Annotated in this window: 20 protein-coding genes; 11 read left to right on the top strand and 9 right to left on the bottom strand. The window is 30.9% G+C overall.

Annotated elements, in window-relative coordinates:
- The 11 genes from pdxA (at position 1) to LPB03_RS10565 (ending at position 13,075) form a co-directional block, all read left to right on the top strand.
- Complete coding sequence (gene pdxA, locus LPB03_RS10615; protein ID WP_065319591.1) at positions 1 to 1,026, top strand: 4-hydroxythreonine-4-phosphate dehydrogenase PdxA; 1,026 nt, start codon at positions 1 to 3, stop codon at positions 1,024 to 1,026.
- A complete protein-coding gene (locus LPB03_RS10610; RefSeq protein ID WP_065319590.1) occupies positions 1,026 to 2,183 on the top strand; it encodes a four-carbon acid sugar kinase family protein in 1,158 nt (385 codons plus the stop codon). Before pdxA ends, LPB03_RS10610 begins: the two co-directional genes overlap by 1 nt.
- Before the next feature lie 29 nt (positions 2,184 to 2,212).
- Entirely contained in the window at positions 2,213 to 3,352 is a 1,140-nt protein-coding gene (locus LPB03_RS10605) for an extracellular solute-binding protein (RefSeq protein WP_065319589.1), read from the top strand.
- Between the two features lie 12 nt (positions 3,353 to 3,364).
- Complete coding sequence (locus tag LPB03_RS10600; RefSeq protein ID WP_065319588.1) at positions 3,365 to 4,510, top strand: CaiB/BaiF CoA transferase family protein; 1,146 nt, start codon at positions 3,365 to 3,367, stop codon at positions 4,508 to 4,510.
- Complete coding sequence (locus LPB03_RS10595) at positions 4,511 to 5,650, top strand: CaiB/BaiF CoA transferase family protein (RefSeq protein WP_065319587.1); 1,140 nt, start codon at positions 4,511 to 4,513, stop codon at positions 5,648 to 5,650.
- On the top strand, positions 5,650 to 6,873 hold the full coding sequence (locus tag LPB03_RS10590; protein ID WP_065319586.1) for an extracellular solute-binding protein: 1,224 nt from the start codon (positions 5,650 to 5,652) through the stop codon (positions 6,871 to 6,873). Before LPB03_RS10595 ends, LPB03_RS10590 begins: the two co-directional genes overlap by 1 nt.
- A 1-nt stretch (position 6,874) precedes the next feature.
- The gene (locus LPB03_RS10585) at positions 6,875 to 7,942 is read left to right on the top strand and encodes a Gfo/Idh/MocA family protein (RefSeq protein ID WP_065319585.1); all 1,068 of its coding nucleotides are present in this window, start codon (positions 6,875 to 6,877) and stop codon (positions 7,940 to 7,942) included.
- A gap of 11 nt (positions 7,943 to 7,953) precedes the next feature.
- Positions 7,954 to 8,397, top strand: a complete 444-nt coding sequence (locus tag LPB03_RS10580) for a MaoC/PaaZ C-terminal domain-containing protein (protein WP_065319584.1) — start codon at positions 7,954 to 7,956, stop codon at positions 8,395 to 8,397.
- Between the two features lie 18 nt (positions 8,398 to 8,415).
- Positions 8,416 to 9,462: an L-rhamnose/proton symporter RhaT gene (locus LPB03_RS10575; RefSeq protein WP_065319583.1), complete on the top strand. Its 1,047-nt coding sequence runs from the start codon at positions 8,416 to 8,418 to the stop codon at positions 9,460 to 9,462.
- A 157-nt stretch (positions 9,463 to 9,619) separates the two neighbouring features.
- Positions 9,620 to 12,424, top strand: a complete 2,805-nt coding sequence (locus LPB03_RS10570; protein ID WP_139058971.1) for a T9SS type A sorting domain-containing protein — start codon at positions 9,620 to 9,622, stop codon at positions 12,422 to 12,424.
- A gap of 330 nt (positions 12,425 to 12,754) precedes the next feature.
- Positions 12,755 to 13,075: a glycoside hydrolase family protein gene (locus LPB03_RS10565; RefSeq protein WP_065319582.1), complete on the top strand. Its 321-nt coding sequence runs from the start codon at positions 12,755 to 12,757 to the stop codon at positions 13,073 to 13,075.
- A 146-nt stretch (positions 13,076 to 13,221) separates the two neighbouring features.
- Here the strand turns inward: LPB03_RS10565 and LPB03_RS10560 are convergent, their stop codons facing one another.
- The 9 genes from LPB03_RS10560 to LPB03_RS10520 form a co-directional block, all read right to left on the bottom strand.
- Positions 13,222 to 15,135 carry a RagB/SusD family nutrient uptake outer membrane protein gene (locus LPB03_RS10560; RefSeq protein ID WP_170324215.1) on the bottom strand — a complete coding sequence of 638 codons (1,914 nt, stop codon included), beginning with the start codon at positions 15,133 to 15,135 and terminating at the stop codon, positions 13,222 to 13,224.
- Positions 15,136 to 15,148: 13 nt separating this feature from the next.
- Complete coding sequence (locus LPB03_RS10555; protein WP_083187214.1) at positions 15,149 to 18,592, bottom strand: TonB-dependent receptor; 3,444 nt, start codon at positions 18,590 to 18,592, stop codon at positions 15,149 to 15,151.
- 162 nt (positions 18,593 to 18,754) lie between these two features.
- Entirely contained in the window at positions 18,755 to 19,954 is a 1,200-nt protein-coding gene (locus LPB03_RS10550) for a FecR family protein (protein ID WP_065319579.1), read from the bottom strand.
- 97 nt (positions 19,955 to 20,051) lie between these two features.
- A complete protein-coding gene (locus LPB03_RS10545; protein ID WP_065319578.1) occupies positions 20,052 to 20,612 on the bottom strand; it encodes a sigma-70 family RNA polymerase sigma factor in 561 nt (186 codons plus the stop codon).
- Between the two features lie 65 nt (positions 20,613 to 20,677).
- Positions 20,678 to 22,177: an FGGY family carbohydrate kinase gene (locus tag LPB03_RS10540; RefSeq protein WP_065319577.1), complete on the bottom strand. Its 1,500-nt coding sequence runs from the start codon at positions 22,175 to 22,177 to the stop codon at positions 20,678 to 20,680.
- 30 nt (positions 22,178 to 22,207) lie between these two features.
- Positions 22,208 to 23,179: a transketolase family protein gene (locus LPB03_RS10535; protein ID WP_065319576.1), complete on the bottom strand. Its 972-nt coding sequence runs from the start codon at positions 23,177 to 23,179 to the stop codon at positions 22,208 to 22,210.
- A gap of 5 nt (positions 23,180 to 23,184) precedes the next feature.
- A complete protein-coding gene (locus LPB03_RS10530) occupies positions 23,185 to 24,009 on the bottom strand; it encodes a transketolase (protein ID WP_065319575.1) in 825 nt (274 codons plus the stop codon).
- Between the two features lie 37 nt (positions 24,010 to 24,046).
- Positions 24,047 to 25,462, bottom strand: a complete 1,416-nt coding sequence (locus LPB03_RS10525; protein ID WP_065319574.1) for an L-fucose/L-arabinose isomerase family protein — start codon at positions 25,460 to 25,462, stop codon at positions 24,047 to 24,049.
- A gap of 126 nt (positions 25,463 to 25,588) precedes the next feature.
- On the bottom strand, positions 25,589 to 26,518 hold the full coding sequence (locus LPB03_RS10520) for an AraC family transcriptional regulator (RefSeq protein WP_065319573.1): 930 nt from the start codon (positions 26,516 to 26,518) through the stop codon (positions 25,589 to 25,591).
- Positions 26,519 to 26,779: the final 261 nt, after the last annotated feature.

Genomic DNA, 26,779 nt, shown 5'->3' with positions numbered 1-26,779 from the left:
ATGATACCTAAAATAGGAATTTCGATGGGTGATCCTGCAGGGATTGGCCCAGAAATAATTATAAAAACATTAGCATTAAAAGATGTTTACAATCGTTGTAATCCTTTAGTTGTTGGTGATGCAGAAACTATGCAAAATGAAGTGGATGCATTAAAATCATCATTAAAAATTAATGCGATACAAGATGTTAATGATGCCAAATTTGAATTTGGAATCGTTGATGTTTACGATTTAAAAAATGTAAATAAAAAAGAATTGCAATATGGTGTTGTTACTGCCATGGCAGGAAAAGCTGCTTTTGAAGCCGTTATAAAAAATATTGAATTAGCATTAGCAAACCAAATTGATGCTACAGTTACAGCACCCATTAATAAAGAATCGATTCATAAAGCAGGACATAAATATTCTGGACATACAGAAATTTATGCGGATTATACAAATACTAAAAAATTCGCGATGCTTTTGGCAGATGAAAATTTTAGAGTAATTCACGTAAGTACTCATGTTTCTTTACGTAAAGCTTGTGATTTATGTAAGAAAGACCGTGTTTTTGAGGTAATTACTTTATTGGATGATGCCTGTAAAAAATTCGGCATTAAAAAACCTAGAATCGCTGTTGCAGGATTAAATCCACATGCAGGAGAAAATCAATTATTTGGTGATGAAGAAGTAGATGAAATTATCCCTGCAATTGAAGAAGCTGTTAAATTAGGTTATCATGTAGAAGGTCCTTTTCCTCCAGATACCATGTTTGTAAAAGCAGTTCAAGGTAAGTTTGATGGTTGTATTGCTATGTACCATGATCAAGGTCATATTCCCTTCAAACTAGAAGGTTTTAAATGGGATAATGAAAAAGAAACCATGAAAAGTGTAAAAGGCGTTAACATCACTTTAGGCTTGCCAATTATCCGAACTTCAGTAGACCATGGAACAGCATTTGAAATTGCAGGTCAAGGTATTGCTTCAGCAGATGCTATGTTAGTTGCTATAGATTATGCAATTATAATGTCTAAACATAAAAATTAATGATTACAGTAATTGCAGATGATTTAACAGGTGCAGCAGAAATCGCAGGAATTTGTCTTCATTATGGGGTAGGTGTATCTTTTGGTATTGATAAAATTCCAGAAAAGCAAACAATTATTAATGTTATTGCAACAGATACGCGCTCTAAAGATGAAGATGAAGCTTATGAAACGCACTTTCATTTGGCGGAAGATGTTATTTCAAAATCTAAAAATATCATTTTTAAAAAATGTGATTCTGTATTGCGTGGGCATGTTTTGATTGAGCTCTTAGCTTTGGCAGATGCAGCAAATAAAAATAAAATTTTTTTGCAACCTTCAAATCCAAAAAGTAATCGTTTTATAAAGGATGCTTCTTATTACATAAATGATATTTTAATAGAAAATACAGGTTTTGCAAACGACCCTGATTTTCCTGCAAAAACATCTTCAGTAAAAAAACGTATTCTTAATAATGTTGCAAAACAGCATACTTTAGAAGTTCATACAGGTGATTTTAAGGAAATAAATACCAAAGGGATATTTATACCAGATTGTGATTCTGTTGAAGCATTATCAGAGTGTCTCAACTTATATCAAAAAGATATGATTATAGCAGGAAGTGCCGCTTTTTTTGAACAATTTTTGATAAAAATGAAACTAACAAATTCAAAGGTCGAGCAAAAGGAATATAGGTATTCGAGTAACTATTTGTTAGTTTCTGGAAGTACACATCCTAAAAGTATAGCGTTTTCAAAAACACTAAATAAATTGAACGTGCCTTTAATTGTTTTTCCTGAAACCCTTCTAGAAACAAAACTTAATAAAACATTTTTAAACGAATTTATGAATAGTATAGCTCATGTTTATAAGGGTCGTGAAAGAATTATTTTAAGAGTTTCAAATGATAGAATTCAACTTGAAAATAGTGCACTAAATTTAAAAACACGGATGAGCATAATTGCAAAAAAACTTATAGAAACCTCGAATATTAATGAGGTTTTTATTGAAGGCGGAGCAACAGCTTATGATTTGTTAGAGGAGTTACATTGGAAGTCATTTACGCCAATTGCTGAATTGGCTTCTGGCGTTGTACGCATGCAATATGACAATGACCCTAAAAAGCATATTACCCTTAAACCTGGAAGTTATGAATGGTCAGAAGGATTATTAAATTAAGATATTATAAAATTGAATAAAAATTATAAATGATACATTTAAAAGGAATAGCATGGAATCATACGCGTGGCTTTACATCTGTTGTAGCAACTGCTCAACGATTTGAAGAACTTAATCCCGAAGTTAGGATTACTTGGGAAAAGCGTTCTTTGCAAGCTTTTGCAGATGCTTCTTTAAGCGATTTGGTAAGTAATTACGATTTGCTAATCATGGATAATCCGCATGTTTCAATCGCTGCAAAAGATCAACTATTATTGCCTTTTGATGATTATTTGAGTGCCGATTTTATTAAAGAATTAGCAAATAATAGTGTGGGTAAATCGCACGCTAGTTACAATGTTTTTAATAAACAATGGACATTAGCTACTGATGCTGCAACACCAATAGCCACTTGGCGAGAAGATTTAGTTAGCAAATACAATATTCAAATTCCAAAAATATGGCAAGAACTTTTGGAGTTAACAAAAACAGGAAAAGTGGCTTTTGCATCTATTCCTATTGATACTTTAATGCATCATTATATGTTTTGCATAGCTCTAGGAGCTCGTGTTTTTAAAAGTAAAATAGAAGTAGCTCCGCGACATATTATGATAGAAGCAATTAAAATGTATAAAGAATTGGTCGATTTAACGCCTTCATTTTGTTTAGAAATGAATCCGATAAAAATTTATGAATGCATGGCCCAAACCGATGATATTATCTATAGTCCATTTAATTACGGATACTCAAATTATTCTAAAAAGAATTATGCAGACCAGGTTTTAAAAGCTGGTGCTTTAGTAACGTTTAATGGAAAAAGATTGCGTTCTACTTTGGGAGGTGCAGGTATTGCAGTGTCATCCAAGACTAAGTATGCAGAAATTGCTATGAATTATTCCCAATTTACTGCTTCAGAAAAAACACAATCTGGTTTGTATTTTGAGTTTGGTGGACAACCAGGACATAGAAAATCTTGGTTAAACGATGAAGTTAATAATCAATGTAAAAACTTTTTTAAAGATACTTTACAAACATTAGATGAAGCAACTATGCGTCCACAATATTATGGTTACATGCATTTTCAAGATGAAGCAAGTCTTGTTATTCATGAAGCTGTCTCAGGCAAAGTTTCTATTGAAGCAGCTGTAGACAAAATGAATGACATTTATAAAGAATCATTAACGCATTAATAAAATAAAACAGTGAAGCCATTAGAAGGTTTATTGGTATTAGAGTTCTCTCAGTTTTTAGCAGGACCTTCAGCAGGTTTAAAACTTGCCGATTTGGGAGCGCGTGTCATTAAAATTGAACGCCCTGTAAAAGGAGAAGCTTGCAGACAATTAAGTATTAAAGATTTGTTTGTTGACGATAGTAGTTTACTATTTCATACCATCAACAGAAATAAAGAATCTTTTGCAGCCAATCTTAAAAACTCAACAGATTTAGAAAATGTAAAAAAGTTAATCGCCAAAGCCGATATTATGACACATAATTTCAGACCAGGAGTTATGGAGAAAATTGGATTGACTTTTGAAGATGTTTTAACTATCAATCCTAAAATAATTTACGGCACAATTACGGGTTATGGGAATACAGGTCCATGGGCAAAAAAACCAGGTCAAGATTTATTAGTGCAATCGCTTTCTGGTTTAACTTGGTTAAGCGGAAAAAGCAGTCAAGGTCCTGTGCCTTTTGGTTTAGCTGTGGCCGATTTAATGTGCGGGAATCATTTTGTGCAAGGCATTTTAGCAGCATTGCTTAAGCGCATTAAAACAGGAAAAGGTGTTTTAGTTGAGGTGAGTTTATTGGAATCTGTTTTAGATGTCCAGTTTGAAGCGCTCACCATATTTTTAAATAATGGCGGACAATTAGCCGATAGAGGAAACGTAAAAGGCAGTGCACATGCTTTCTTAAGTGCCCCCTATGGTATATACGAAACCAACAATGGTTATATAGCTTTAGCCATGGGAGATTTAATGCAGTTGGGTGATATCCTTGATGTTGATTTAAGTGCCTATTCAGATAAAAAAACATGGTTTACAGGTCGAGCAGCCATTCGGAAAATACTTAGAAAGCGAATAACCACTAAAAGTTCAGAACACTGGATTGACATATTACGAAAAAACGGCATATGGTGCGAAAAAGTATTGAATTATAATGATTTGAATAACCAAGCTTTTATGAACGATTTACAATTAAAACAAACTGTAAAAAATTCTGAAGGAAAAGACATGATAACCACAAGACTACCCATACAATTTGATGGCGGTATTTTAACCAGCACAAAAGCGGCACCTATGGTTGGAGAGGGTAATGAAACTATTCATAAACAATTTTTAAATAATTAAATGCGACCATTAGAAGATCATTTAATAGTAGATTTTAGTCAGTTTTTATCTGGCCCATCCGCTAGTTTACGATTGGCAGATTTAGGTGCGCGCGTTATTAAAATTGAAAAACCTATCACGGGAGATATTTGCCGTACCCTATATTGTTCCGATTTAATAATGAATGAAGAATCATCAATTTTTCATACCATAAATAGAAATAAAGAATCGTTTACAGCCGATCTAAAAGATGCAGAAGACCTAAAAATAATAAAAGTATTATTAGCAAAAGCAGATGTTGTGATGCATAATTTTAGACCAGGTGTTATGCAACGTATAGGACTAAGCTACAACGATGTTAAAACTATTAATCCCAATGTTGTTTATGCAGAAATATCTGGCTATGGTAATCATCCCGATTTAATTAAACATCCTGGACAAGATTTATTATTGCAATCCTTAACCGCTTTAACTTGGTTAACAGGAAATAAAAATGATGGTCCTGTTGCTATGGGATTATCTATTGTAGATATGTTAGCAGGCGCACATTTAGCACAGGGTATTTTAGCAGCACTTTACAGAAAAACAGTTAATAATTCAGGAGCATTAGTTCAGGTAAGTATGTTAGAATCGGCAATCGATTTTCAATTTGAAACCATTACAACCTATTTTAACGATGGTGGCGAACTTCCTGTTAGAACAAAAAGCAATAATGCCCATGCATATTTAGGAGCGCCTTATGGCATATATAAAACAAATGATGGATTTTTAGCATTAGCCATGGGATCTATTCCTGTTTTAGCAGACCTTTTAAAATGTGATGCATTATTACAGTTTCCTGAAAATACGTTTGAATTACGAAACGACATAAAAAAAGTATTAGTCAAACATCTTAAAACACAAAATACAGCCTATTGGTTGGCTATTTTAGAACCTGCTGATATTTGGTGCGCAAAGGTGTTAAACTATCAAGAACTTTTTAAAGAAGAAGGTTTTAAAGTCTTAGATTTTATTCAAAGAGTGACTATGGGAGATGGTTATTCATACGAAACAACCCGATGCCCCATAAAAATTGATGGCGAATTATTAACATCAAGTAAAGGTTCTCCAAAACTAGGGGAACACAATAAAAAAATATTAGAAGAATTAATCAATATCTAATGGAGAAGATAAGAATAGCTGTTCGGAAATTTGATCCTTTTGAAACTACACTTCAAAAGCTTTGGGATACTTTTTGTTTAGAAAACAAGATCTCTATAGAAGCCGAAATGATTCCTTTAGAGCTTCACGATTTATACGAAGAAGCACTTGCTAAAAAGGGTTTAAAAAATGGCGATTGGGATATTGCTCATATTAATACCGATTGGATTTTTGATGCAGTAAACTCAAATGCTATCGAAAATTTATCACCATTAATCAGTCAAAACCCACCTCAAAATTTCCCTGAAGGTTGGCACAAATCTTTACTTCATCTACAAGAAATTAATAATCAAGTTTACGGCTTACCTTTTCACGATGGTCCAGAATGTTTAATTTATAGAAAAGATTTATTTGAAAACGAAACGGAGCAAATCAATTTTAAAAATCAATATGGATACGATTTACAACCACCAAAAACGTGGCAACAATTCACAGATATAGCAGCGTTTTTTAATCGCCCAGAACAAAATCTATATGGTTGTGTCTTTGCCAATTTTCCTGATGGGCATAATATGGTGTTCGATTTTTGTCTGCATTTATGGACAAGAGGTGGTTCTTTATTAGATAAAAATAATCAAATCAACATCAATCAACCATCAGCTGTTAAAGCACTCGATTTTTATAGAAATATTGTTAATAATAAGAAAACAACACACCCTAAATCAAAAGATTTTGGTTCGGTAGAAGCAGGTATGGCATTTGCAACAGGCGAAGCTGCTATGGCCATAAACTGGTTCGGTTTTGCTTCGATGTGTGAAATTATAGACGAATCAAAAGTAAAAGGAAAGGTTGATATTACTGAACTACCTCATAATGAAAATCACAAATCAGCATCCTTAAACGTCTATTGGTTATATACCATAGGTTCAGGTAGTAAGCATAAAAAAATAGCATATAATTTTTTACGATTTGCAACCACAGCAGAAAGTGATAAATTGTTAACCAACGAAGGTGGCATTGGTTGTAGAAAATCTACATGGAATGATACAGAAGTGAATAAAACGATTCCTTATTATCATAAATTAAGTATGTTGCATGAGAATGCATTAACACTTCCACAAACTCCTTTATGGCCAAAAGTTGCAGCGTTAATTGATATTATGGTTTTAGAAGCCATCAATGGAAATTTATCATCAGCTACACTTTTAGAAGAAACACAGAATAACATCCAAAAAATTTTATAAAATGAATGTTACTTACAAACCTTTATTACCAGAGACAGAACAACCTATCATTATTATTGGTGCGAGTGGTATTGTAAAAGATGCACATTTGCCAGCTTATAAAATGGCAGGATTTAAGGTTTTCGGAATAACAAATCGAACTACATTTAAAGCACATGCAATGGCAGAAAGTCATAACATTCCACATGTTTTTGAAAATGTTGCTGAAGCCGTAAAAAAAGCACCCAAAAATGCAGTATATGATATCACTGTATTGCCAGATCAATATATTGATATTTTAGAGCAATTGCCAAATGGAGCAGCAGTACTTATTCAAAAACCAATGGGTAATGACTATAAACAAGCTAAAGATATTGTAGCTGTTTGTGAGCGTAAAAATTTAGTAGCGGCAATCAATTTTCAACTGCGCTTTGCATCGTTTGTAAGTGCTGCTAGAAATATGATTGATCAAGGACTTATAGGCGATTTATACGATCTAGAATTTAAAGTCACCGTAAATACACCTTGGGAATTATTCCCCGTAATTAAACAGCATCCGCGTCTAGAAATTCTGTTTCACAGTGTGCATTATATTGATTGTATTCGTTCGTTTTTGGGAAATCCAAAAAGAGTTATGGCAAGAACTACAAAACATCCTTTAAAAGATTTGTCATCTTGTCGTTCTACAATAATCTTAGATTATGGTGATATTATGAGCGTGAAAATAAACACCAATCATGATCATGATTTTGGAACAAAAAATCAAGAAAGTTATATAAAATGGGAAGGCACAAAAGGAGCAATTAAAGCAAAAATGGGTTTATTGATGAATTATCCTGATGGTTTGCCTGATGCTTTTGAATATATTATTAAAGAAGATAATAATGAAAATGACTGGAAAAGTTTAAATCTAGAAGGATCTTGGTTTCCAGAGGCTTTTATTGGCACAATGTCTAATTTAATGCGTTTTAAAGAAGGTTCAGATAAAATATTACATGCTAGTGTTCAGGATGTTTTAGAGACTATGAAAGTAGTAGAAGCTTGTTATAAAAGTAATGCATCAGGAGGCGTTTTAATAACAGAATTATAATAAATTAATATATGTATTTTAAATCAACATTTTTTGAAGAGTATCTACTAAACGAAAAAAGAGTTACGTTAGGAAGAACCATAACAGAAACCGATTTTGTAGTTCATGCGGGTCATACAGGAGATTTTTTTCCACATCATATGGATGAAGAATGGTGTAAAACACAACCTTTTGGGCAGAGAATTGCACATGGAACTATGATTTTTAGTATCGGAATTGGTTTAACTGCTTCAGAAATTAATCCAGAAGCTTTTTCTAAAGGATATGATCGATTGCGTTTTGTAAAGCCAGTTCATATTGGTGATACTATTCATTCAGAAATTACTATATCAAAAAAAGGTGAAGCTAAAAGACCAGAAATGGGAACTGTTACAGAGCATGTAGAAATCATCAACCAAAAAGGAGAAGTAGTTCTAGTTTGTGATCATTTACTGCTTGTAAAAAAGAAATCTTAAAATCAAAAATCATAAAAAATGAGTGCACCAAATTCTTTATTAGGAACACTACTGCATGCAGTTGGAGGTATTTCTGCAGCAAGTTGTTATTTGCCAAGTACTAAAACCAAAGGTTGGTCTTGGAATACTTTTTGGTTGGCGCAATCTGTTTTTGCTTGGTTTTTAGTTCCCTTACTATTGGCATGGTTAACAGTGCCAAACTTCTTTTCAATTATAGCAGAAGCACCGTCAAAACCACTTTGGATGGCATTTTTGTTAGGAGGAATTTACGGTTTTGGAGGCATGTCTTTTGGAAAAGCAATTAATAATATAGGCTATTCTTTAACGTATACTTTAGCTATTGGTATTTCTGCAGTTGTAGGTACTGTTATGCCATTGATGGTTTTTGGAGGTTTAGAAGATTTTTTTACCAAACCAGGAGGTAGCATTGTTTTATTAGGAATGGCTTTATCTATTGTAGGTGTTGTTATTTGTGGGTGGGCAGGTTTTAAAAAAGAAAAGGATATTAATGCAGAAAACTTAAACAAAGCAGGTTTTAATATGATGTTAGGTTTAATACTTAGCATCATTGCAGGTGTACTTTCAGGAGTTTTTAATTTGTCTTTAGAATATGGGCAACCAATTGCAGATATGGCTGCAGAAAACGGAGCAGGTAATTTTGAAGGAAATGCAAAATTAGTAGTTTCTACAATGGGGTGTTTTGTTGTTAATGTGGTATGGTATATAATAGCAAGTGTAAAACAAAAAACGATTAGAGAGTTTTTGCCAAATAAAAACAATAAAAAAACAAAAAGGCCTCTTTATAAAAATTGGTTGCTATCATCTTTAGCAGGAACTTTGTGGAGTTTACAGTTTTTTTTCTACGGATTAGGACATGTAAAAATGGGAGAATATCAGTTTGCAAGCTGGGTTTTACACATGTCTATGCTTATTTTCTTCAGTTACATTGTTGGTGTAATTATGAAAGAATGGAACAACGTTAAAAAAGGAACTTATACTTTATTAATTATTGGGTTAGTCGTTTTAATTGTTTCATTTTGTGTAACAAGTTATGGTAGTTCTTAAAAGATTGATTTTTTTTAATATATAGTTATAGACTCTCTATTTTAACAGGATTTAATTTGAGTATGCATCTTTTTTAAATACATTTGAGTAATCGATTACACAATGATTTTGATTTCATAAAAAACACAAAAATTTAAATAACTTAAACAAATATAAAATGATAAATAGAGTTAATATTAATAGTCAAAATAGATTTAAAAATAAGGTATTTAAAGTCATCTTTTTTTTAGGGATATTCTCTAGCTATTTTGGGTTTTCACAAAATCCTGTAGTTAAAATTGATTTTGATCAAGCAGGCAGAAATGCCTCAGAAGTAAATCAAGTAGGTTATACACCTTGGATTATAGCAGGTGCAACATCTGCTAGTAAAACAGAAAATGGAGTAACTTTTACCGTTACAAAGTTTGGTGGTTTTGGAAGCCAAATAAGTTCTTCTTGGTTTAAAACGGGTATACAAGCTTCTACAGAAGGCAAATTGGTAAATGATGGAATTACTGTAAAAGACGGAAATGCAGACCAAGGTGGACAAATAGAATTTAATATTAGTGGTTTACAAGCTGGCGAACATTCTTTACTTGTTTTTTTAAATCAAACGTCTAGTGATACTTTTACCTATAGCCCCATAGATGTTTCTGTTGATGGAAATTTAGTAGAAGATAATTTAGTGCCAACTGTAAGAGCAGCAAATTCTGCTGAAGCAAAATCAGTATATTTAATCTTTACTGCACAAGCAAATACAGATGTTGTACTTCTTTTTTCTGCAGAAACTTCTGGAACTGAAGATGTGAAAAATGTATTAATTAATGGTTTTGAATTAAATACACCAAATATTTTTGATCAAGCTACAGATCCAATTCCAACACTTAATGATGAGCATGTAGAGTTATCATCTGGAGGTACTTTGTTAGAATGGACTCCTGCAAATAGCGCTATTACTCAAAATATTTATTTTGGAACTGATGAAACTGCCGTAGATAATGCTGATATATCATCGCCAGAATATAAAGGAAAACAAGACAATACAGCTAATGGTTACCAAGTTAATAACTTATACACAGGAGAAACTTATTTTTGGAGAATTGATGAAATTGCCTCCAATGGAAAAATTACAAAAGGAAATTTATGGAGGTTTCGTCCTGCACAATTGGCATTTCCAGAAGCAGAAGGTTATGGTAGATTTGCACGTGGTGGACGTGGTGGAAAAGTAGTTGTAGTAACTAATTTAAATGATAGTGGTCCTGGAAGTTTACGAACAGCAGTTACCAATGATATTGGTCCAAGAATCATCGTTTTTGCAGTATCTGGTATAATTACTCTTCAATCTCGTTTGGTTTTAAATAATCCATACATCACTATTGCAGGACAAACTGCACCAGGAAAAGGAATAACCATTAAAGGAAGTTCTTTAGGATCAGGAAGTAATGATAATATCATCCAAAATATTAGAGTAAGATTAGGTTACAATTATAATGGAGATTCTGGAGGTATGGGCTTACTGGGAGGCTATAATATTTTTGATCATTGTTCAATTAGCTGGGCAACAGATGAAGCTTTAAGTTCTAGAAACGCATCCGACATTACCTTTCAACGTTCTTTAATTTCAGAGGCTTTAAATAAAGCAAACCACCCAAATTATCCTAACGGAATTGTAGAACATGGTTACGCTGCTTCTATAGGTGGTAATATTGGTAGTTTTCATCATAATTTATTAGCCCATAACTATGGTAGAAACTGGAGTTTAGCAGGTGGTTTAGATGGTAGTGGTTTTTTTGCTGGAAGATTAGATATTAGAAATAATGTAGTTTATAATTGGGGTTCTAGAACCACAGATGGTGGTGCAAAAGAAGTAAATTTTGTTGGTAATTATTACAAACCAGGACCAGGTATTCAATTAAAAAGATACGCATTAACTATGGATCATGAAGATAATTTTGGCGGAATGCAAAGAGCCTTTTTTGATGCAAATGTAATGCCAGGTTACTTTGACGAAACGAACCAAGAATATGGTAGAAGATCTCGTGTTGGAAATGGTATTACTGTAGATTACGAAACTTTTGTAGATGCGCCATTTTTCCCTTCATATGTAACAACACAATCTGCAAAAGAAGCTTATAAAATTGTACTTTCTGATGTAGGTTGTAATTATCCAGTTTTTGATGACCATGATACAAGAATGGTAAATGAAACTTTAAACGGAACTTACACTGTAACAGGCAGTAGAACTAATAAAAAAGGTTTTCCTGATACTGCAGATGATTATTCTTATGAAGATTATCCTTTTATAACAAGAGCTGCAGATTGGGATTCAGATAATGATGGTTTGCCAAATTGGTGGGAAACAATTATTGGTACAAATATAAATTCTACTGCTGGAGATTTTTCTGATACAAATGCAGATGATAATATGGATGGTTATACAAACCTAGATTACTATTTACAATGGATGAATCAACCACATTATAGTTCTGTTTCTGGAGAAACAATAAATATCGATTTACAAAAGCTTTCTAGAGGTTTTACAGATGGTGTGTCTTATACAATTTCTGATGTTGTAAATGGAACAGCAAATTTGTCTGACAATATGGTAGCATTTATACCAAATGTAACTGGTTTTGGTTCTTTTAATTTTACTGTTTTAGATTCAGAAGGACATAGTATGACACGAAAAGTAAATACTTTAAACGGTTATGATATTTCATTATCTGTAAATAAAAATGAGGTAGATAATATTAAAATATGGCCGATTCCAAGTTCAGGTTTATTTTCTATTCAAATGTCAAATAACAATTCAAAATCTGAATTTATAGTTTACGATATTTTAGGAAAACAAATATCAAAGGGAGTTATTGAAGCAAATGCTGTAAAACAAGTGAAAATTAATGCAAAAGGTATTTTTATTTTAAAAATAGTAGATGCTGCTACAAAACAAATGTTGCGTACACAAAAAATTATAGTTGAATAACTAATAATAAAACTACAATATAATTAGATATCACTTTGTTAATTACAATTACTAAAAAATGAAAAAGAGGTATCTAATTATATTTTTATGTTAACTTTTCTCAACATACACTTAATCAAGATTCAATAATAAAAATTATAGAAAATTAGATTCGTTTACGAATCATCCCTAATTTTAAAATAGATATTACCAATTTCGGTGCAAATGCAAACGGATTAAAAGATTGTAAGAAAGCTTTTGATAAGGCAATGAAAGTTTGTTTACAAAAAAAAAGGAGGTACAATTATTGTTGCTAAAGGAAACTATAAAATCAATGGTCCAATTTCTTTTGTGAGTAATGTTAACTTACATTTAGAAGAGGGAGCAAAATTATTTTTTGACACAAATCCCAAAGATTATCCTATTGTTTTAACAAGTTGGGAAGGGACATCACTGTACAACTATATCCCAATGATTTACGGTAATAACGTAGCTATTACAGGTAAAGGAATTATAGAAGGCTATCCAAATTTTAAAGTTGAAAATATTTATTTAGATCATATTTTTATTAAACCTGCAAAGAATAGCATGAAATTAACCAACTCTAAAAATGTGACTTTTAATGAAGTAATTATTGGAGAAAAACAAACTGTACCAAGTTCTGTACACTAAATAGTTTTTAAAACGATGCTGTTTTATTTTTAAGAACTTTCTACCAATTTATATTTATAGTATTTATTTTTTAAAAAGAAATGCGCCTATAATAAGGCGCATTCCTTTTTAAAAAAAAGGGGGATTAACTAAAACAAAGATAATTTTTAATATCCATTTGTACCAAACTCGTTAGCGTTACCAATTGCATCAAGAAAAGATTGTGGCACTGGTCTTACAATATGCTTGTCATCTACAAAACCTGTAATATCTGGGTTGGTTCTATTGAGATAAGTGTTATTTAATTTACCAAATCTTTTTAAATCTTCCCAACGAACTTGCTCTCCTGTAAGTTCTCTTGCACGTTCTGCTAAAATAAAGTCAAGATCAACTTGACCCACAGGAACAATCATTTCATTTTGTCTACTTGTAATGGCAGCACGTTTTCTTAAAGTATTTACATATCCAGCAGCTGTAGCTTGATCGTTACTAGCACGAAGTGCAGCTTCTGCAGCAATTAAATAAACATCTCCCAAACGAAGAATAGGTACATCTCCAAGCCATCTTTGGTTATTGTAAATCCAATAAATAGATGAGAATTTATTAAAAGAAGGATAGCATTTTTTATAATAAGCACCTAATGATGAAGAAGCATCTGTTACCCATCTTCCACTAGAATCAAACATTTCATCTGGTGTAGCAATAAGAAATGGTAACGAATATTTTTCTGCAGCAGTCATAGGGTAATTAGGTGTAAAAACAGAGATACCATCAAGATATCCATCAGAATCGTTATCTACCATATTAACATTTCCAGAAGCATTTACTGTAGGTCTATATACTGTTCTTCCATCATAATAAACTTCACCACTATAATAAGTTCCTGCAGTATTTTTAATAACATGACCCGCTAATGCTGGATCTTTTTCATATTTAGCTAACACCTCACTGCTAATTTTAAAGTCAGACCATCTAGAGTTGTAATATTCTGTAAAAAAAGTATTTTGGAATCTAGTATCTGCTGGATTTTTTTCTGGTGTAAAAATTTCCGTTAATAAATACTTTGTTGGTTTTATACCGTTGCTATTTGCTCTACCATACCAAGCACAGTTTTTTTCTGTAGTTCCCCATTCTGCGCCAACATTTTTTAAGTCCATTTCATAATATTGTCTTGTACGACCTCTATTATTTCCTTCAGGATTTGCTCTAGTTTCATCATTTGGGTCTATAGATTCTAAGAACAAAAACTCTTTATTGTTTTTATTATTTGGGCCATCCCATAACTGTGCATATCCAGATTCTGTGTCAGTGCTTTCCCATAGACCACAACCATATGCTGCTTGATTATCTATAAGGTCTTTGGCAACTTTTAATGCTTTAGAAGCATACAATGCTTCATCACCTAATCTTGTTCTTTGAAGATATGCTTTTGCAAGCATGCCAAGTGCTGCTTTTTTAGAAGCACGTCCTTTTTCTGCACCTTGAGATACAGGTAAGTATTTTGCAGCAAACTCTAAGTCGCTTAAGATTAAGTCGTAAAATTCAAGTTCTGTACTACGAACAGGAAAATTTTCTTTTTCTGAATCAATAGATGAGGGTAACGTTCTAAGAACAACACCACCATATTGTTCTACAATTTGTAAATAGGACCATCCTCTAATAAAGTAAGCCTCTGCTACTTTTTCATTTCTTTGTTCATCTGTGTAATCTGTAACTTTATCTGCATAATATATACCTAAGTTAGCATAGTTGATAGCAGCGTAGAACCCTTGCCAAAATACTTGGTTTTGACCTTGAGTAGTTGTTAATTCACTTCCATATTGTGTATATGGTGATAAATAAGATTCAGACCACCATAAATCAGTCCCCATTTCTTGAGCACCTATACCATCTAATTTACCATAAAAATAATATAGACTATTGTAGGCATAGTTAATTACACCTTCATAACCAGTTACAGAAGTGTAAACCAAATCTGTATCTTGTATTTCTCTATTAACTTCTTCTAATTCGCAAGAAGTTGTAATCAATAGTATAAATAGTATTGATGTTATTCTTTTTAAATTTAATATTTTTTTCATCTTTCTTAATATTTTAAAATGATACATTTAAACCAAAAACTACTTGTTTATAAAGTGGGAAAGAATCAGAAGCTCCAGATTCTGGATCTAATCCTTTTAATAGATGACTTTTAGCAATAATTAATGAATTGTAAACAGTTCCGTATAATCTTAAATTGCTTAATCCTATTTTGTTTGTAAATTGTTTAGGAACCGTATAACCAAGTGTTATATTTTTAATTTTAAAATAGGAACCATCTAAATTATTAAGAGCTTGAATAGGTTGAGAAGCATTTGTACTTCTATTAATATAAGGTCTAGGAAAATCGTTTGTTGGATTTGTTGGCGTCCAATAATTATAATTATCTGGTAAATTTGGAGTTCCATAGCTCATAAAACCTAATAATTCTCCTTCAATCATTTGTCCATATCTTGCTGTTGCAAAAATGCTTAAATCAAATGCTTTGTATACAAACGTATTTTGTAAACCAGCAGTCCAATCTGGTGCTGCTTGTCCAATAATTCTACGATCTTCATTTGCGTTTATTGTATAAGGGTTTGAAGCTGTATATGTTTCTTCTGTTGTAACTCCTTGGTCATCTGTAACATTTCTCGTCCAAACGCCTTCAGATTGTTTTGTTAAACTCGATTGAATTTTAACATCTCCTGGTTCTAATCCAAAAACAGCTGCATCTGCTTCTTCACCTAATTGCCAAATACCAATTTTATTATAGTCGTAGAAAACTCTGCTTTGATTTCCTATAAATAAATTTAGAGAAACCAAATCTGAAACTTCTACATTTCCTAAATTAACTTCTGTTACTTTTTCTGTGTTTTTAGCAAAAGTTAAACTAGAAGTCCATTTAAAATTATCGGTTTCAATATTATTTGTGTTTAGAGTTAATTCTATACCTTTATTATTCATTGCAGCAAGATTAGCTTCTTGTATAAATGATGTTTTTGGACCAACACCACCAACAGTAGAAGGTAAAGGTCTTGGATATATTAGGTTTTTTGAATCTGTATTATAATATTCTATAGATCCATTAATTTTATTATTAACCAAATTAAAATCTAAACCAATATTTGTATTGTATGATTTTTCCCAACCTAAATTTGTATTTCCAACAATTTCTGTTGGAATAAAAGTTTGTACTTCTCCACCACCAAGATCTAATTGTTGAGGACCTCCTGTAACTCCAGAAAGTGTGGCATAAGCACCTACATTTCTGCTTCCAGAAACTCCATAACCTAAACGTAATTTTAAATTATTTACCCAACTTATATCAGTCATAAAATCTTCGTCAGAAACTCTCCAAGCAACTGCTCCTGCAGGAAATGCATCCCATTTATTTCCTCCTGATAATTCTGATACACCATCTGTTCTTACAGAACCTGTAATAAAGTATTTACCTTTGTAGTTGTAATTAAATCTACCAGCGTAAGAAGAGCGTTTACTCATACTATAACCACTATTTAAGATTTGAGAAGGAGCTTCTTTTAAATTATACCATAAGCTATTATCTGAGGTAAAACCTGCACCATAAATTTGAGAATATTCGCTTTGATTATATAAGTATGATGTGATAAATGTTGCGCCTATATTATGATCTTTTGCAATATTGGTCTCATAATTAAGGATGTTTTCCCAGTTATATCCGTAGCTTAAAGATGTATTATAAGCACCAGTTCTTTCTGCAGCAGAACTTCCTGTAAGCTTTAAATATGTTTTGTCACTTTCATATTGTCCATTGCGTCCGTTTGCTAAACTTACTCCTAAAATTGATCTGAAGGTTAGGTTTTTAGCAAAAGTAAAATCAACATAAGGGTTTGCTGTAATTCTTGTTGTCTTATTATTATTTAAATACGTTCCAGGTATATTGTTTGCAAGTACACTTGGTTCAACATCATTCATTATCGGAAATCTATTGATGTTTCCATCTTCATCATAAATATCACCTAAAGGAACTAAACCAAATGCTTTATTAACACGACTTCTATTTTGATTTTGATCTCTAAAAATTAAACCAGTTACAATTCCGAATTTTAACCACTTTGCTGCTTGGATGTTTACATCACTTCTCATAGTATATACGTTGATATCGTCTCCTGTATATATACCTTCTGTTTTATTATGGCCTAAAGAGAAACTACCTTGAACTTTATCGTTACCTCCTCTAATTGATATTGTGTTGTTTTTTTGTATACCAGTTTTAAAAGTTTCATTTGCCCAATCTACATATTTTCCATCATCAATATATTGATTTAGGTTTGCAGGAGATAATCCCCAACCTGTAAGTAAGGCATCTCTGTTTGGTGATGCTACTCCATTTGAAGCAATATAACCATCTTCAAGATATTTAAGCCAAGCATCCCCTTGTAATGGACTTGGATAAGATGGATTGCTGTTAATACTTATGTATGAGTTGAAATCTACTTGAATTTTACCTTTAACTCCTTTTTTGGTAGTAATAATAATAACACCATTAGCACCAGATATACCATATATTGCTGTAGAAGAAGCGTCTTTCAAAACATCTATAGAAGCAATATCATTTGGATTCAAACTATTAATATCTCCTTGTATTCCGTCAATAATATAAATAGGATTACTATTTCTAGTTAAAGATTTGTTACCACGAAGTAGAATGTTAAAACCAGAACCTGCGCGTCCATCATTACGTGTAATATCTATACCAGCAACTCTACCTTGTATAGCTTCAATAGGGCTAATTACAGGAGCTAAAGATATATCTTCACTTTTTACAGAAGAAACAGCACCTGTTAAATCTCGTTTTTTTACTCTACCAAAACCAATTACAACAATTTCATTAAGTCCTGTAGTAGATTCACTCAATACAATATTTATATTATTTTCATCATTAACAGCAACTTCTTTAGTGGTATACCCTAAGTAAGAAATTATTAACGTTGTGCTTTTCTTTGAAACCGAAATTGAGAAATTACCATCAAAATTTGTTTCAGTTCCATTTGTGGTATTTTTTTCAAGAACACTTGCACCTAGAATGGGCATTCCATTTTCATCATTAACAGTTCCTTTTATAACATAGTTTTGAAGGTTGATGGGGGGTGTTTGATTAATTGGTAATGTTTGATTTTCTTTTTTACTTTTTAATACAACTTGTGTATTTTTAACTTTAAAAGAAGTATTTGTATTTTTAAACAATTCATTTAAAATATTTTCTATAGTTTCTTTATTTACTTTTATAGAAGCTTTACGTTTTAAATCAACAAATTTTGTATTGTAAACAAACCTATATTCTGTTGTAGCTTCAATTTCATCTATTATTTGAGATACAGGTGTGTTTTCTATATTTAAAGTAATTGTTTGTGTATAGCCAGTATTTGCGAACATGCTAAAAAAAGAGACGACTGCAAATAAAGTAGTTAATTTCATTTTTAATTCAAAGTTTAGATGAGGTAACTTTCTACCTCTTCTATTAAGAAATTTTTTCATATTTTTAAAATGTTAATTGGTGATTGACAAAATTTTAGTTGTCACTTTAAATTTCCCGGAAAATGTTGGCGCATTTTCCGGATTTTTAATTTTTAAATTAAAAAAAAGTGATTTTGATATAAATTATTAAAAAGTACTCCTCATATTTTTTGTTTTTTTAAGTTAGTTGATAAATATTTTGTTGTTTTCTATTTTATATTCAAGTTTATAACTTTCACTAAAATAGCTAAGTATATTTTCTATCGGTTCTTCATTAAAATTGGCATTAAATATCTCGTTTTCTAAAAGTTTATTTTTTATAATAATTTTCATATTATAATGTCTTTCTATTTTTTTAGCAATATTTTTAAAAGTCATCTTTCTAAAGAAAAGACCACCTTCTCTCCAGGATGTATAAATAAATGTGTTAACTTTTTCCGTACTAATTTTTTTACTTTCTTTATTTAGTGTTCCTTTTACTCCAGGAATTAACATTGTTGCTTCATTTAAAGTGTTGTTGATTTTATACATTCCAACTGAACCTTCTACCAAAACAACATTAGATTCAGCATCTTCTGGGTAAGAAGATACATTAAATTCAGTTCCAAGAACTTCAATATTTAATTCTTCTGCATTTACTATAAATGGATGATTAAGATCTTTAGTAACAGAAAAATAAGCTTCACCGTTTAAAAAAACCGTTCTTTTTTGTCCTTTTAAAAACTTAATTGGGTATTTTAAAGAAGATCCTGCATTTAGATGAACAAGTGTGCCATCAGATAATTTAATTTTAAAACGTTTTCCGTAAGGAACAAATAAAGTATTGTAAGCTAATTTTTCGTTTATTTTGTCAACTTCAGTATTGTATACAAGTTCATTTCCTTTTTGATTACCAATAACTTTACCATTATCACTTATTAACTTTGAGGAGTTTTCTGTATTTATAATTTTAGTAGTTCCGTTTTCTAGTTGAAGTGTTATATATTTTGATTGCACTTCTGGTTTCATATCACTTTTTAAATATATTTTCTGATAAAAATAACCTATTGTAAAAAGTAAAAGTACTGCAGCAGCGTATTTTGGAATTTCGCTAAATAACTTTCTAAATTTAGTTTTGGAATTATAATTTTTAGAAATTGAAATGCTTTTAAGTGGTGTTTTTAGTTTAGAAACTATCCGTTTCCAAGCAATATCTTCATCTAATATCTTTAAAAGTTCGGTTCTTCTTTTTTTCTTATAAACTTTTAAATGATTTATAAAAAGCTCTTCGTTTTTAGAATCTTGCTTTATCCATTTTTTTAATTCGTTAAACTCTTTTTCGTTAAACTCTTTAGAGATATACTTAGAAATTAGTTTTAAAATATAAGAGTTTATACGGGTCATTTTTGATTTTTAAAATATATGTTATATTGTCTTTATTATGTACTATATTGATATAATAAAGAAAAACCAAAAATGGGTGACAAAAAAAGGAGTTTTTTTATAAAAAAAATAAAATAAGTACTAATACCGTGGAATTTCGGAGTCGTTTGAGAGCTCTAGAATAGTGTGTTTTTACTGTATTTACTGAAATTCCAAATTTTAAAGCTACTTCTTTATACTTAAGATTTTCTAAAACAATAGCTTTAAACACTTCTTTACATTTATTTGGTAATGCTTCAATTTCTAGATGTAATTTTTTCTTTTCTTTTTCAATATATTTTACATCTAAATTTTCATCAAGAATCAATTTATTTACATGCTCTTCTATATCTAAAAATTGATACTTCGCATTTTTTTTGGTTGCTTGTAAAGTGTTGTTTTTTATGGATTTGAATAGGTATGGGCCTATTGCTTCTTCAAAGTTTAAGTACAATTTATCATCCCAAATTTTTATAAATAAATCTTGAACGATATCTTCTGCTAAAGAAAAAGAATCGCAATATTTTAAAGCATATGTACTTAAAGGTATGTAATATAAATCGAACAATTCCTTGAAAGCTCCAGGCTTATCAAGTTTTAGATTGTTAAGAATTTTTAAATCATTCGATATCATAATCATTAAAGATATGTTTTTAGAAACAAAATTTCTATCAAATTATTTTACTCAACAAGTATTATTGAGTTCTATGCTATTTTATTTTTTAAAATAGATACCCAATTTAAATAAGAGTTATCAATATTTTCTGAGTTTAAATTAGGTTGATATTTTTTTATTTTATCAGCAGGTAATTTTGGGATTTCATCAATATTAGTCCATAATTTTACTCCTAAACCAGAAATTAAAGCAGCTCCCCAAGCAGAAACGTCTGTAATTCCCATATTCGTAATAGGTGTTTTTAATAAGTCTGCTATAAATTGCATCAAAAATTTATTGGCAGTAATACCTCCATTTACTTTTAATTCTTTTAGTTGTGTTTTTGTTTCTTTTTCTATAGAAAAAATGACATCTTTTAGCTGAAAAGCTATAGACTCTAAAGCCGCTCTTACAAGATGCTCTTTGGTTGTTCCAAAAGTTAAACCATGTATAGAAGCTTTCCATTCTTTTTGCCAATAAGGAGCGCCCATTCCGCTAAATGCTGGAACTAAATAAACATCTTCATTTGTTTCTAAAAATGTTGCCATGGGTTCAATTTGATCATAAGAAGTAAAAATTGCTAACTGATTTTTTAACCACTCTATGGTAGAGCCGCAACTTACAATAACACCTTCTAAAGCATAATTTACTTGCCCTTCTAAACTCCAACCAATTGTGGTAAGCATGCCATTATCGGTTATTTTATTTAAATTTTTAGCATTCCATAGTATAGAAGAACCTGTACCTAAAGTAGCTTTTGCCATTCCATTTGTAAAACATTCTTCACCAAAAAATGCTGCTTGAGAATCACCAATAATTCCTGTTATAGGAAGTGCTATACTAAGCGTATTCTCAAAAGTGGAATCGCCAAAATAGTCTGAAGAAAAAGTTACTTCTGGTAAGTTTAATGAATCAATATTAAATGCTTTTAAAAGTGATGCATCCCATTCTAAATTATAAATATTATAAAATAAAGTTCTTGATGCATTTGTATATTCCGTTTTAAAAACACTGCCATTGGTAAGCTTATAAAGTAACCAAGTATCTACGGTGCCAAAATAGGCTTCACCTTTATCAATAGCTTTTTTAACTGTAGCGTTATTTTCATATAACCAAATTACTTTTGTTGCAGAAAAATAAGGGTCTATAGTTAATCCTGTACTTGTTTGTATGTTCTCTTCTAAATTATTTTCTTTTAAACGCTCACAAACTTCAACAGATCTTTTGCATTGCCAAACTACAGCATTATGAAGTGGTTTGCCATTTTTGTCCCAAAGTACAAATGTTTCTCTTTGATTTGATATTCCGCAAGAAACGATTTTATGTTTTTCTTCAGGAAAAGAATCATTAAATTTCTTGATACAATTTTTAACGGCTTTTATAACAGATTCATAAATTTCTTGTGGATCTTGCTCTACAAAACTTGGAGTAGGGTAGTATGATTTTAATGGTTCTATAGTTTTTATGATTACAGTACCAAATTCATCAAAAATAATTGCTTTGGTACCACTAGTTCCTTGATCTATAGATAAAATATATGATTTTGACATGAATCATGAATTGTTTTTTTGATAGTAAACCTATGAATTAATTAGGTTTACACACATTTTATAAATTCCATCTTCTGAAATTCCATAGTGATTAAAAATTTCTACTTGCGATCCAGTAACAGTATATTCATCTGGAATCCCCATTATTTTAAAAGAATTTTTAAATCCTTTTTGAAATAAATAGGCAGCACAAGCTTCTCCTAAACCACCATAAACCATATGTTCTTCAACTGTTATTATTGGTTTACCATTTGCAGCTAAGTTTTCTAATAATTGTACGTCTAAAGGTTTAATGGTGTGCATACTTACAACAGTTGCTTTTAAGCCTTTTTCTTCTTCTAATTTTTTGGCAGCTAACCAAGCAGGATATACAGTTTCTCCGCAAGCGATTATGGTTAAATCGTTACCTTTTTTAACAACTCTTCCTTTACCGAATTCAAAGGTTTTGTCGTTTTCGTTTAAAAAAGGCATCGCTTTTTTACCATAACGCATGTAAATAGGTGTCTTTGTTTTTGCTGCTAATTTTACAGCTTCTGCTGTTTCAAAATTATCTGCAGGAGCTACAATTGTTAAATTATTGATGGCTCTTAAAACAGCAAAATCATGTAAACTATGGTGTGTTGTACCCAATGCACCATAACTTACTCCAGAACTAATGCCTACTAATGTTACAGGATTGTCAGAATAACAAACATCGTTTTTAATTTGCTCTAATGCACGCGCACTTAAAAAACATGCAGGAGAAATTGCAAATGTTTTTTTTCCTGCGGATGCTAAACCTGCTGCAACACCTACTAAATTTTGTTCTGCAATACCAACTTCTACTATTTGTTTTGGGTATTTTTGTGCAAAAGGAACTAATTTTCCTGAACCTCTAGAATCACTTGTAACAACAATAATATTTTTATCATTTTCTGCTAATGCCTGCAAGGTTTCAGAAAAAATTTCCTGATTTGCTTTTCCCATTTTTAAATTTTTCTCTTCAATTTTGTCTAACTCCATACTAATTAGATTAACGCTTCCGCTTCATTTAATTCATTCATTGCAATTTCATATTGTTCAGGACTAGGCACTCCATGATGCCATTTGATATTCCCTTCCATATAACTTACTCCTTTACCTTTAATAGTATGCGCAATTATAAAGTTTGGTTTTCCATCTATAAAAGGACCATTGTTTAATGCATCCTCTAATTCTTCAAGATTATGACCATCGACTTCTTTTACTGCCCAACCAAAAGATTCTAGCTTTTCTTTTACGGAGCTTGTATTCATTACATCTTCATTATTACCCGTAATTTGCTGTTTGTTATAGTCTAAAATTGCATATAAGTTGTCTAATTTATAATGTGCTGCTGCCAAAAAAGCTTCCCAATTAGAACCTTCTGGTAATTCACCATCACCTATTAATGTAAATATTCTATGCGTTTTATCATCTAGTTTAGCTGCAATAGCTTCACCAACACAAATTGGTAAACCATGTCCTAAAGCACCAGTATTTTGTTCTACGCCATTTACTTTTTTAGTAGGATGACCTATATAATGTGATTGATATTGACAAAGTGTTTCTAAATCTGATTCTGGAAAAAAGCCTCTATCTGCCAAGGTTACAAAAAGAGCTTCTACACAATGACCTTTACTTTGGATGTACCTGTCTCTATCTGGATTTCTAAAATTTGTTGAATCTACATTTAAAACACGATTGTACAAAACATTTAAAGTATCTACACAAGATAAACTACCACCTGTATGACCTGCTTTGGCTTTGTAAATATATTTAAGGAGATTTCTTCTAAGAAAAACCGATTTTAATTTTAATTCTTTATTTGTCATATTTTATTAATTAGCATAAAAGTAACTACTTTATGTATTAAGCTTTATGATTGTATAATTCCCATCCCATGTAATTTCCAAGAGCTTCTTCTAAAATAGAACCGGTTTTTGAAGCATTCATAACTACATGATGTTCAAAACCATTTCTACAAACATGATTCATTAAACCTTGTAAGTTTCCAATTTGTGCAACAGCTCTATTTCCAAAAGTTTTTAAAGGATCGTCTGTTAATTCTCCTTCACCAATATAGGCTTTTATAATGCCTTTTGGATCATCTGTGCTAATTCTACCATAGGTAAGTGGCATTGCTGGAGTTCTTCCATCTAAAGCTCCATAAGTATTTTCTATGCCCACAGAAGTTCCTAAAATAGGCGCATTACTAATTTCAATATCAGGTAAAAAGGATTTTGCCCAGTTTCCACAATGAAATAACACACATTTATTTGGGTCTTCAGCATAATTATTATTCCAATCTACCAAAGCACTTGGAGAGCCAGAAGCCAATTGCATTGCATACATACTTAACGTTCCTGTAACATCTACTTCACAAGCAGAAGGCAACATATTTTCTGACATAATACTCATAGTTGTACAAACGTTACAACCAAAATTTTGCTGTAAAGATGTCCAACATTGAATTGCTGTAGCATCTAAAGCATATTCTTCTACATAATCATTTAAAACTACGTCTAACTTTGCAATTTGAATCATAGCCTCATTTGGTGTCTTCCCTTTAGAAGCGTAGGCATTTATTTTTTCTAAATGTTGTTTTACAGATGTATCATCTTTTGTAAGTTTATTCGCTTTTCCTAAAATTTCCGATAAGTCTACAGTAGTAACTGTTATGCCATTTCTTTGTAATATTTTCTCTGAATAACGAACTGTATTAAAGGCTCCAGGTCTTGCGCCCACTGCACCAATTCTAACATTTTTTAATCCTTTTACAACTCTACAAACAGCAACAAAATCTTTTAAATCTTTTTGAAAAACAGCTTCTGTAGGAAAGGAAACATGCTGACTTGTTAAGGAATATTTAATTCCATATTGGTATAAATTATTGCAAACAGATATTTTACCACACCAAGAATCTCTACGGTTTACCACATTCATTTTAGACAATTCATCTGGATATGCTTGTATTAAAACTGGTACATTTAAGTTTGCTAATTTTAGAGTATCTGCAACACCTCTTTCGTCTCCAAAATTAGGTAAAAGCACTAAAACACCTGCTAATTCGTTACTGTGTTTTTTGAATAAATCAGCGCATTTTTGTGAGTCTTTATAGGTTTCTACACCACCTAATTTGGTGTCTGTAGTTTCTAATAAAATAGGTTTAATGGTTAATTTTGCAAAAACTTCTATAATTTCTGTTCTTGCTTTTTCTACTAAACTATCTGGAAAAAAATCACGATTTCCAATAATGATTCCAATACTTATTGCGTTTTTTGACATTTTATACTTTAAAAATTTAAGCTAATATTATCTAAATAATAATAAAACAATGTAATTTTTAAACGATGGTCAATTCTGTAAAGGCTTTTATTTTTTTTGTATGTTAGTTGGTTTTTGAGTCTTTTTTTAGCTTTTATACTTTCCAGGACTTATTCCAACACGCTGAGAAAAGGTTGAAGTAAAATGTTGTAATGATGAAAATCCGCAAGCAAAGGCGATGTCAGACATATTCATTTCTTTATTGTTTTTTATCAAATCAATCGCTTTTTCAATTTTTAAATTGATAATAAAACTATTTGGAGGATATCCTGTTAGTTTTTTTACTTCATAGGTAAATTTAGTTTTACCCATTCCAAATTTATAAGCCAAATCATCAATAATCCATTTTTTATTTAAATCATTGGTAACAAGTTGGGTTAATTTCTCAATAAAATGATCATCTTCATCTGTTTTTTGTTTTCTAAAAGATAAATGTCTGTGCAAATCAATAAAAAAATTCTCGATAATATTACCAACCATTATTTCAAAACCTTCTTCTTGATTTAGTAATTCGTTTTGCAGTTCGACAAAATATTTTTTAAAAACCTTTGTTTTTTCTAAAACTAAGGTGTTTTCGTTAATCATCATTGTTCCAAGATTTTCTTGAAACTCTTTTGTTAATTTAGACCAAGAACCAAGTTTTAAAGGTTTCTTAAGATCAAACTCTTCTGGTTTTATAACAATCCAATTTATTTTACCAATATCCATTTTACCTGTAGAACTACCATTTAATTGCCATGGTGTAGTAATTGATAAACTCTCTGGTAAAAGTTCTATTTCATTTTCATCTACAACCCATTTATATTTACCACTGTTAACAAAATGTATTTCTATGCCATCATTTAAATGAGGTAACATCGTTTCATCCATTCTAACTTTAGAAAATTTCATGCAGCCAAATTGCATGATATAAGGTAGTTTTTTTAGTGGTCCTAAATTATTCTTATGCCACCAAATACCAGAGTTACCAGAGTTCTTTTTTTTTGAAGAATCATCAGTATTATTCAAACTTTCCATTATAAATTTTTATGTTTTCAATTAAGTATTTAGTTTTAATCAATTTATATAACTTATTGGGTAATATACTATAACTTAATCAAAAATAAATAAAAAACGTTTATAAAATTGACCATCGTTTAAAAATAACATTGTTTTATTGCTAAAATACTAATTTAGCTTTTAATATTTTTTTGAGTGTACGTGTTTCAATTCAAAAAAAATATTGTCAATAAAATAAATAAATTATATAAAGTCTTACATTAATAGACTTTAACTTAA

Source organism: Polaribacter vadi (assembly GCF_001761365.1).
Taxonomy (GTDB): Bacteria; Bacteroidota; Bacteroidia; order Flavobacteriales; family Flavobacteriaceae; genus Polaribacter; species Polaribacter vadi.
This window is presented reverse-complemented; position numbering and strand designations above follow the sequence as displayed.

Coding starts and splice junctions, on each gene's coding strand:
- pdxA (WP_065319591.1), top strand. CDS start 1: ATGATACCTAAAATAGGAATTTCGATGGGTGATCCTGCAGGGATTGGC.
- LPB03_RS10610 (WP_065319590.1), top strand. CDS start 1,026: ATGATTACAGTAATTGCAGATGATTTAACAGGTGCAGCAGAAATCGCA.
- LPB03_RS10605 (WP_065319589.1), top strand. CDS start 2,213: ATGATACATTTAAAAGGAATAGCATGGAATCATACGCGTGGCTTTACA.
- LPB03_RS10595 (WP_065319587.1), top strand. CDS start 4,511: ATGCGACCATTAGAAGATCATTTAATAGTAGATTTTAGTCAGTTTTTA.
- LPB03_RS10590 (WP_065319586.1), top strand. CDS start 5,650: ATGGAGAAGATAAGAATAGCTGTTCGGAAATTTGATCCTTTTGAAACT.
- LPB03_RS10585 (WP_065319585.1), top strand. CDS start 6,875: ATGAATGTTACTTACAAACCTTTATTACCAGAGACAGAACAACCTATC.
- LPB03_RS10580 (WP_065319584.1), top strand. CDS start 7,954: ATGTATTTTAAATCAACATTTTTTGAAGAGTATCTACTAAACGAAAAA.
- LPB03_RS10575 (WP_065319583.1), top strand. CDS start 8,416: ATGAGTGCACCAAATTCTTTATTAGGAACACTACTGCATGCAGTTGGA.
- LPB03_RS10570 (WP_139058971.1), top strand. CDS start 9,620: ATGATAAATAGAGTTAATATTAATAGTCAAAATAGATTTAAAAATAAG.
- LPB03_RS10560 (WP_170324215.1), bottom strand. CDS start 15,135: ATGAAAAAAATATTAAATTTAAAAAGAATAACATCAATACTATTTATA.
- LPB03_RS10555 (WP_083187214.1), bottom strand. CDS start 18,592: ATGAAAAAATTTCTTAATAGAAGAGGTAGAAAGTTACCTCATCTAAAC.
- LPB03_RS10550 (WP_065319579.1), bottom strand. CDS start 19,954: ATGACCCGTATAAACTCTTATATTTTAAAACTAATTTCTAAGTATATC.
- LPB03_RS10545 (WP_065319578.1), bottom strand. CDS start 20,612: ATGATTATGATATCGAATGATTTAAAAATTCTTAACAATCTAAAACTT.
- LPB03_RS10540 (WP_065319577.1), bottom strand. CDS start 22,177: ATGTCAAAATCATATATTTTATCTATAGATCAAGGAACTAGTGGTACC.
- LPB03_RS10535 (WP_065319576.1), bottom strand. CDS start 23,179: ATGGAGTTAGACAAAATTGAAGAGAAAAATTTAAAAATGGGAAAAGCA.
- LPB03_RS10530 (WP_065319575.1), bottom strand. CDS start 24,009: ATGACAAATAAAGAATTAAAATTAAAATCGGTTTTTCTTAGAAGAAAT.
- LPB03_RS10525 (WP_065319574.1), bottom strand. CDS start 25,462: ATGTCAAAAAACGCAATAAGTATTGGAATCATTATTGGAAATCGTGAT.
- LPB03_RS10520 (WP_065319573.1), bottom strand. CDS start 26,518: ATGGAAAGTTTGAATAATACTGATGATTCTTCAAAAAAAAAGAACTCT.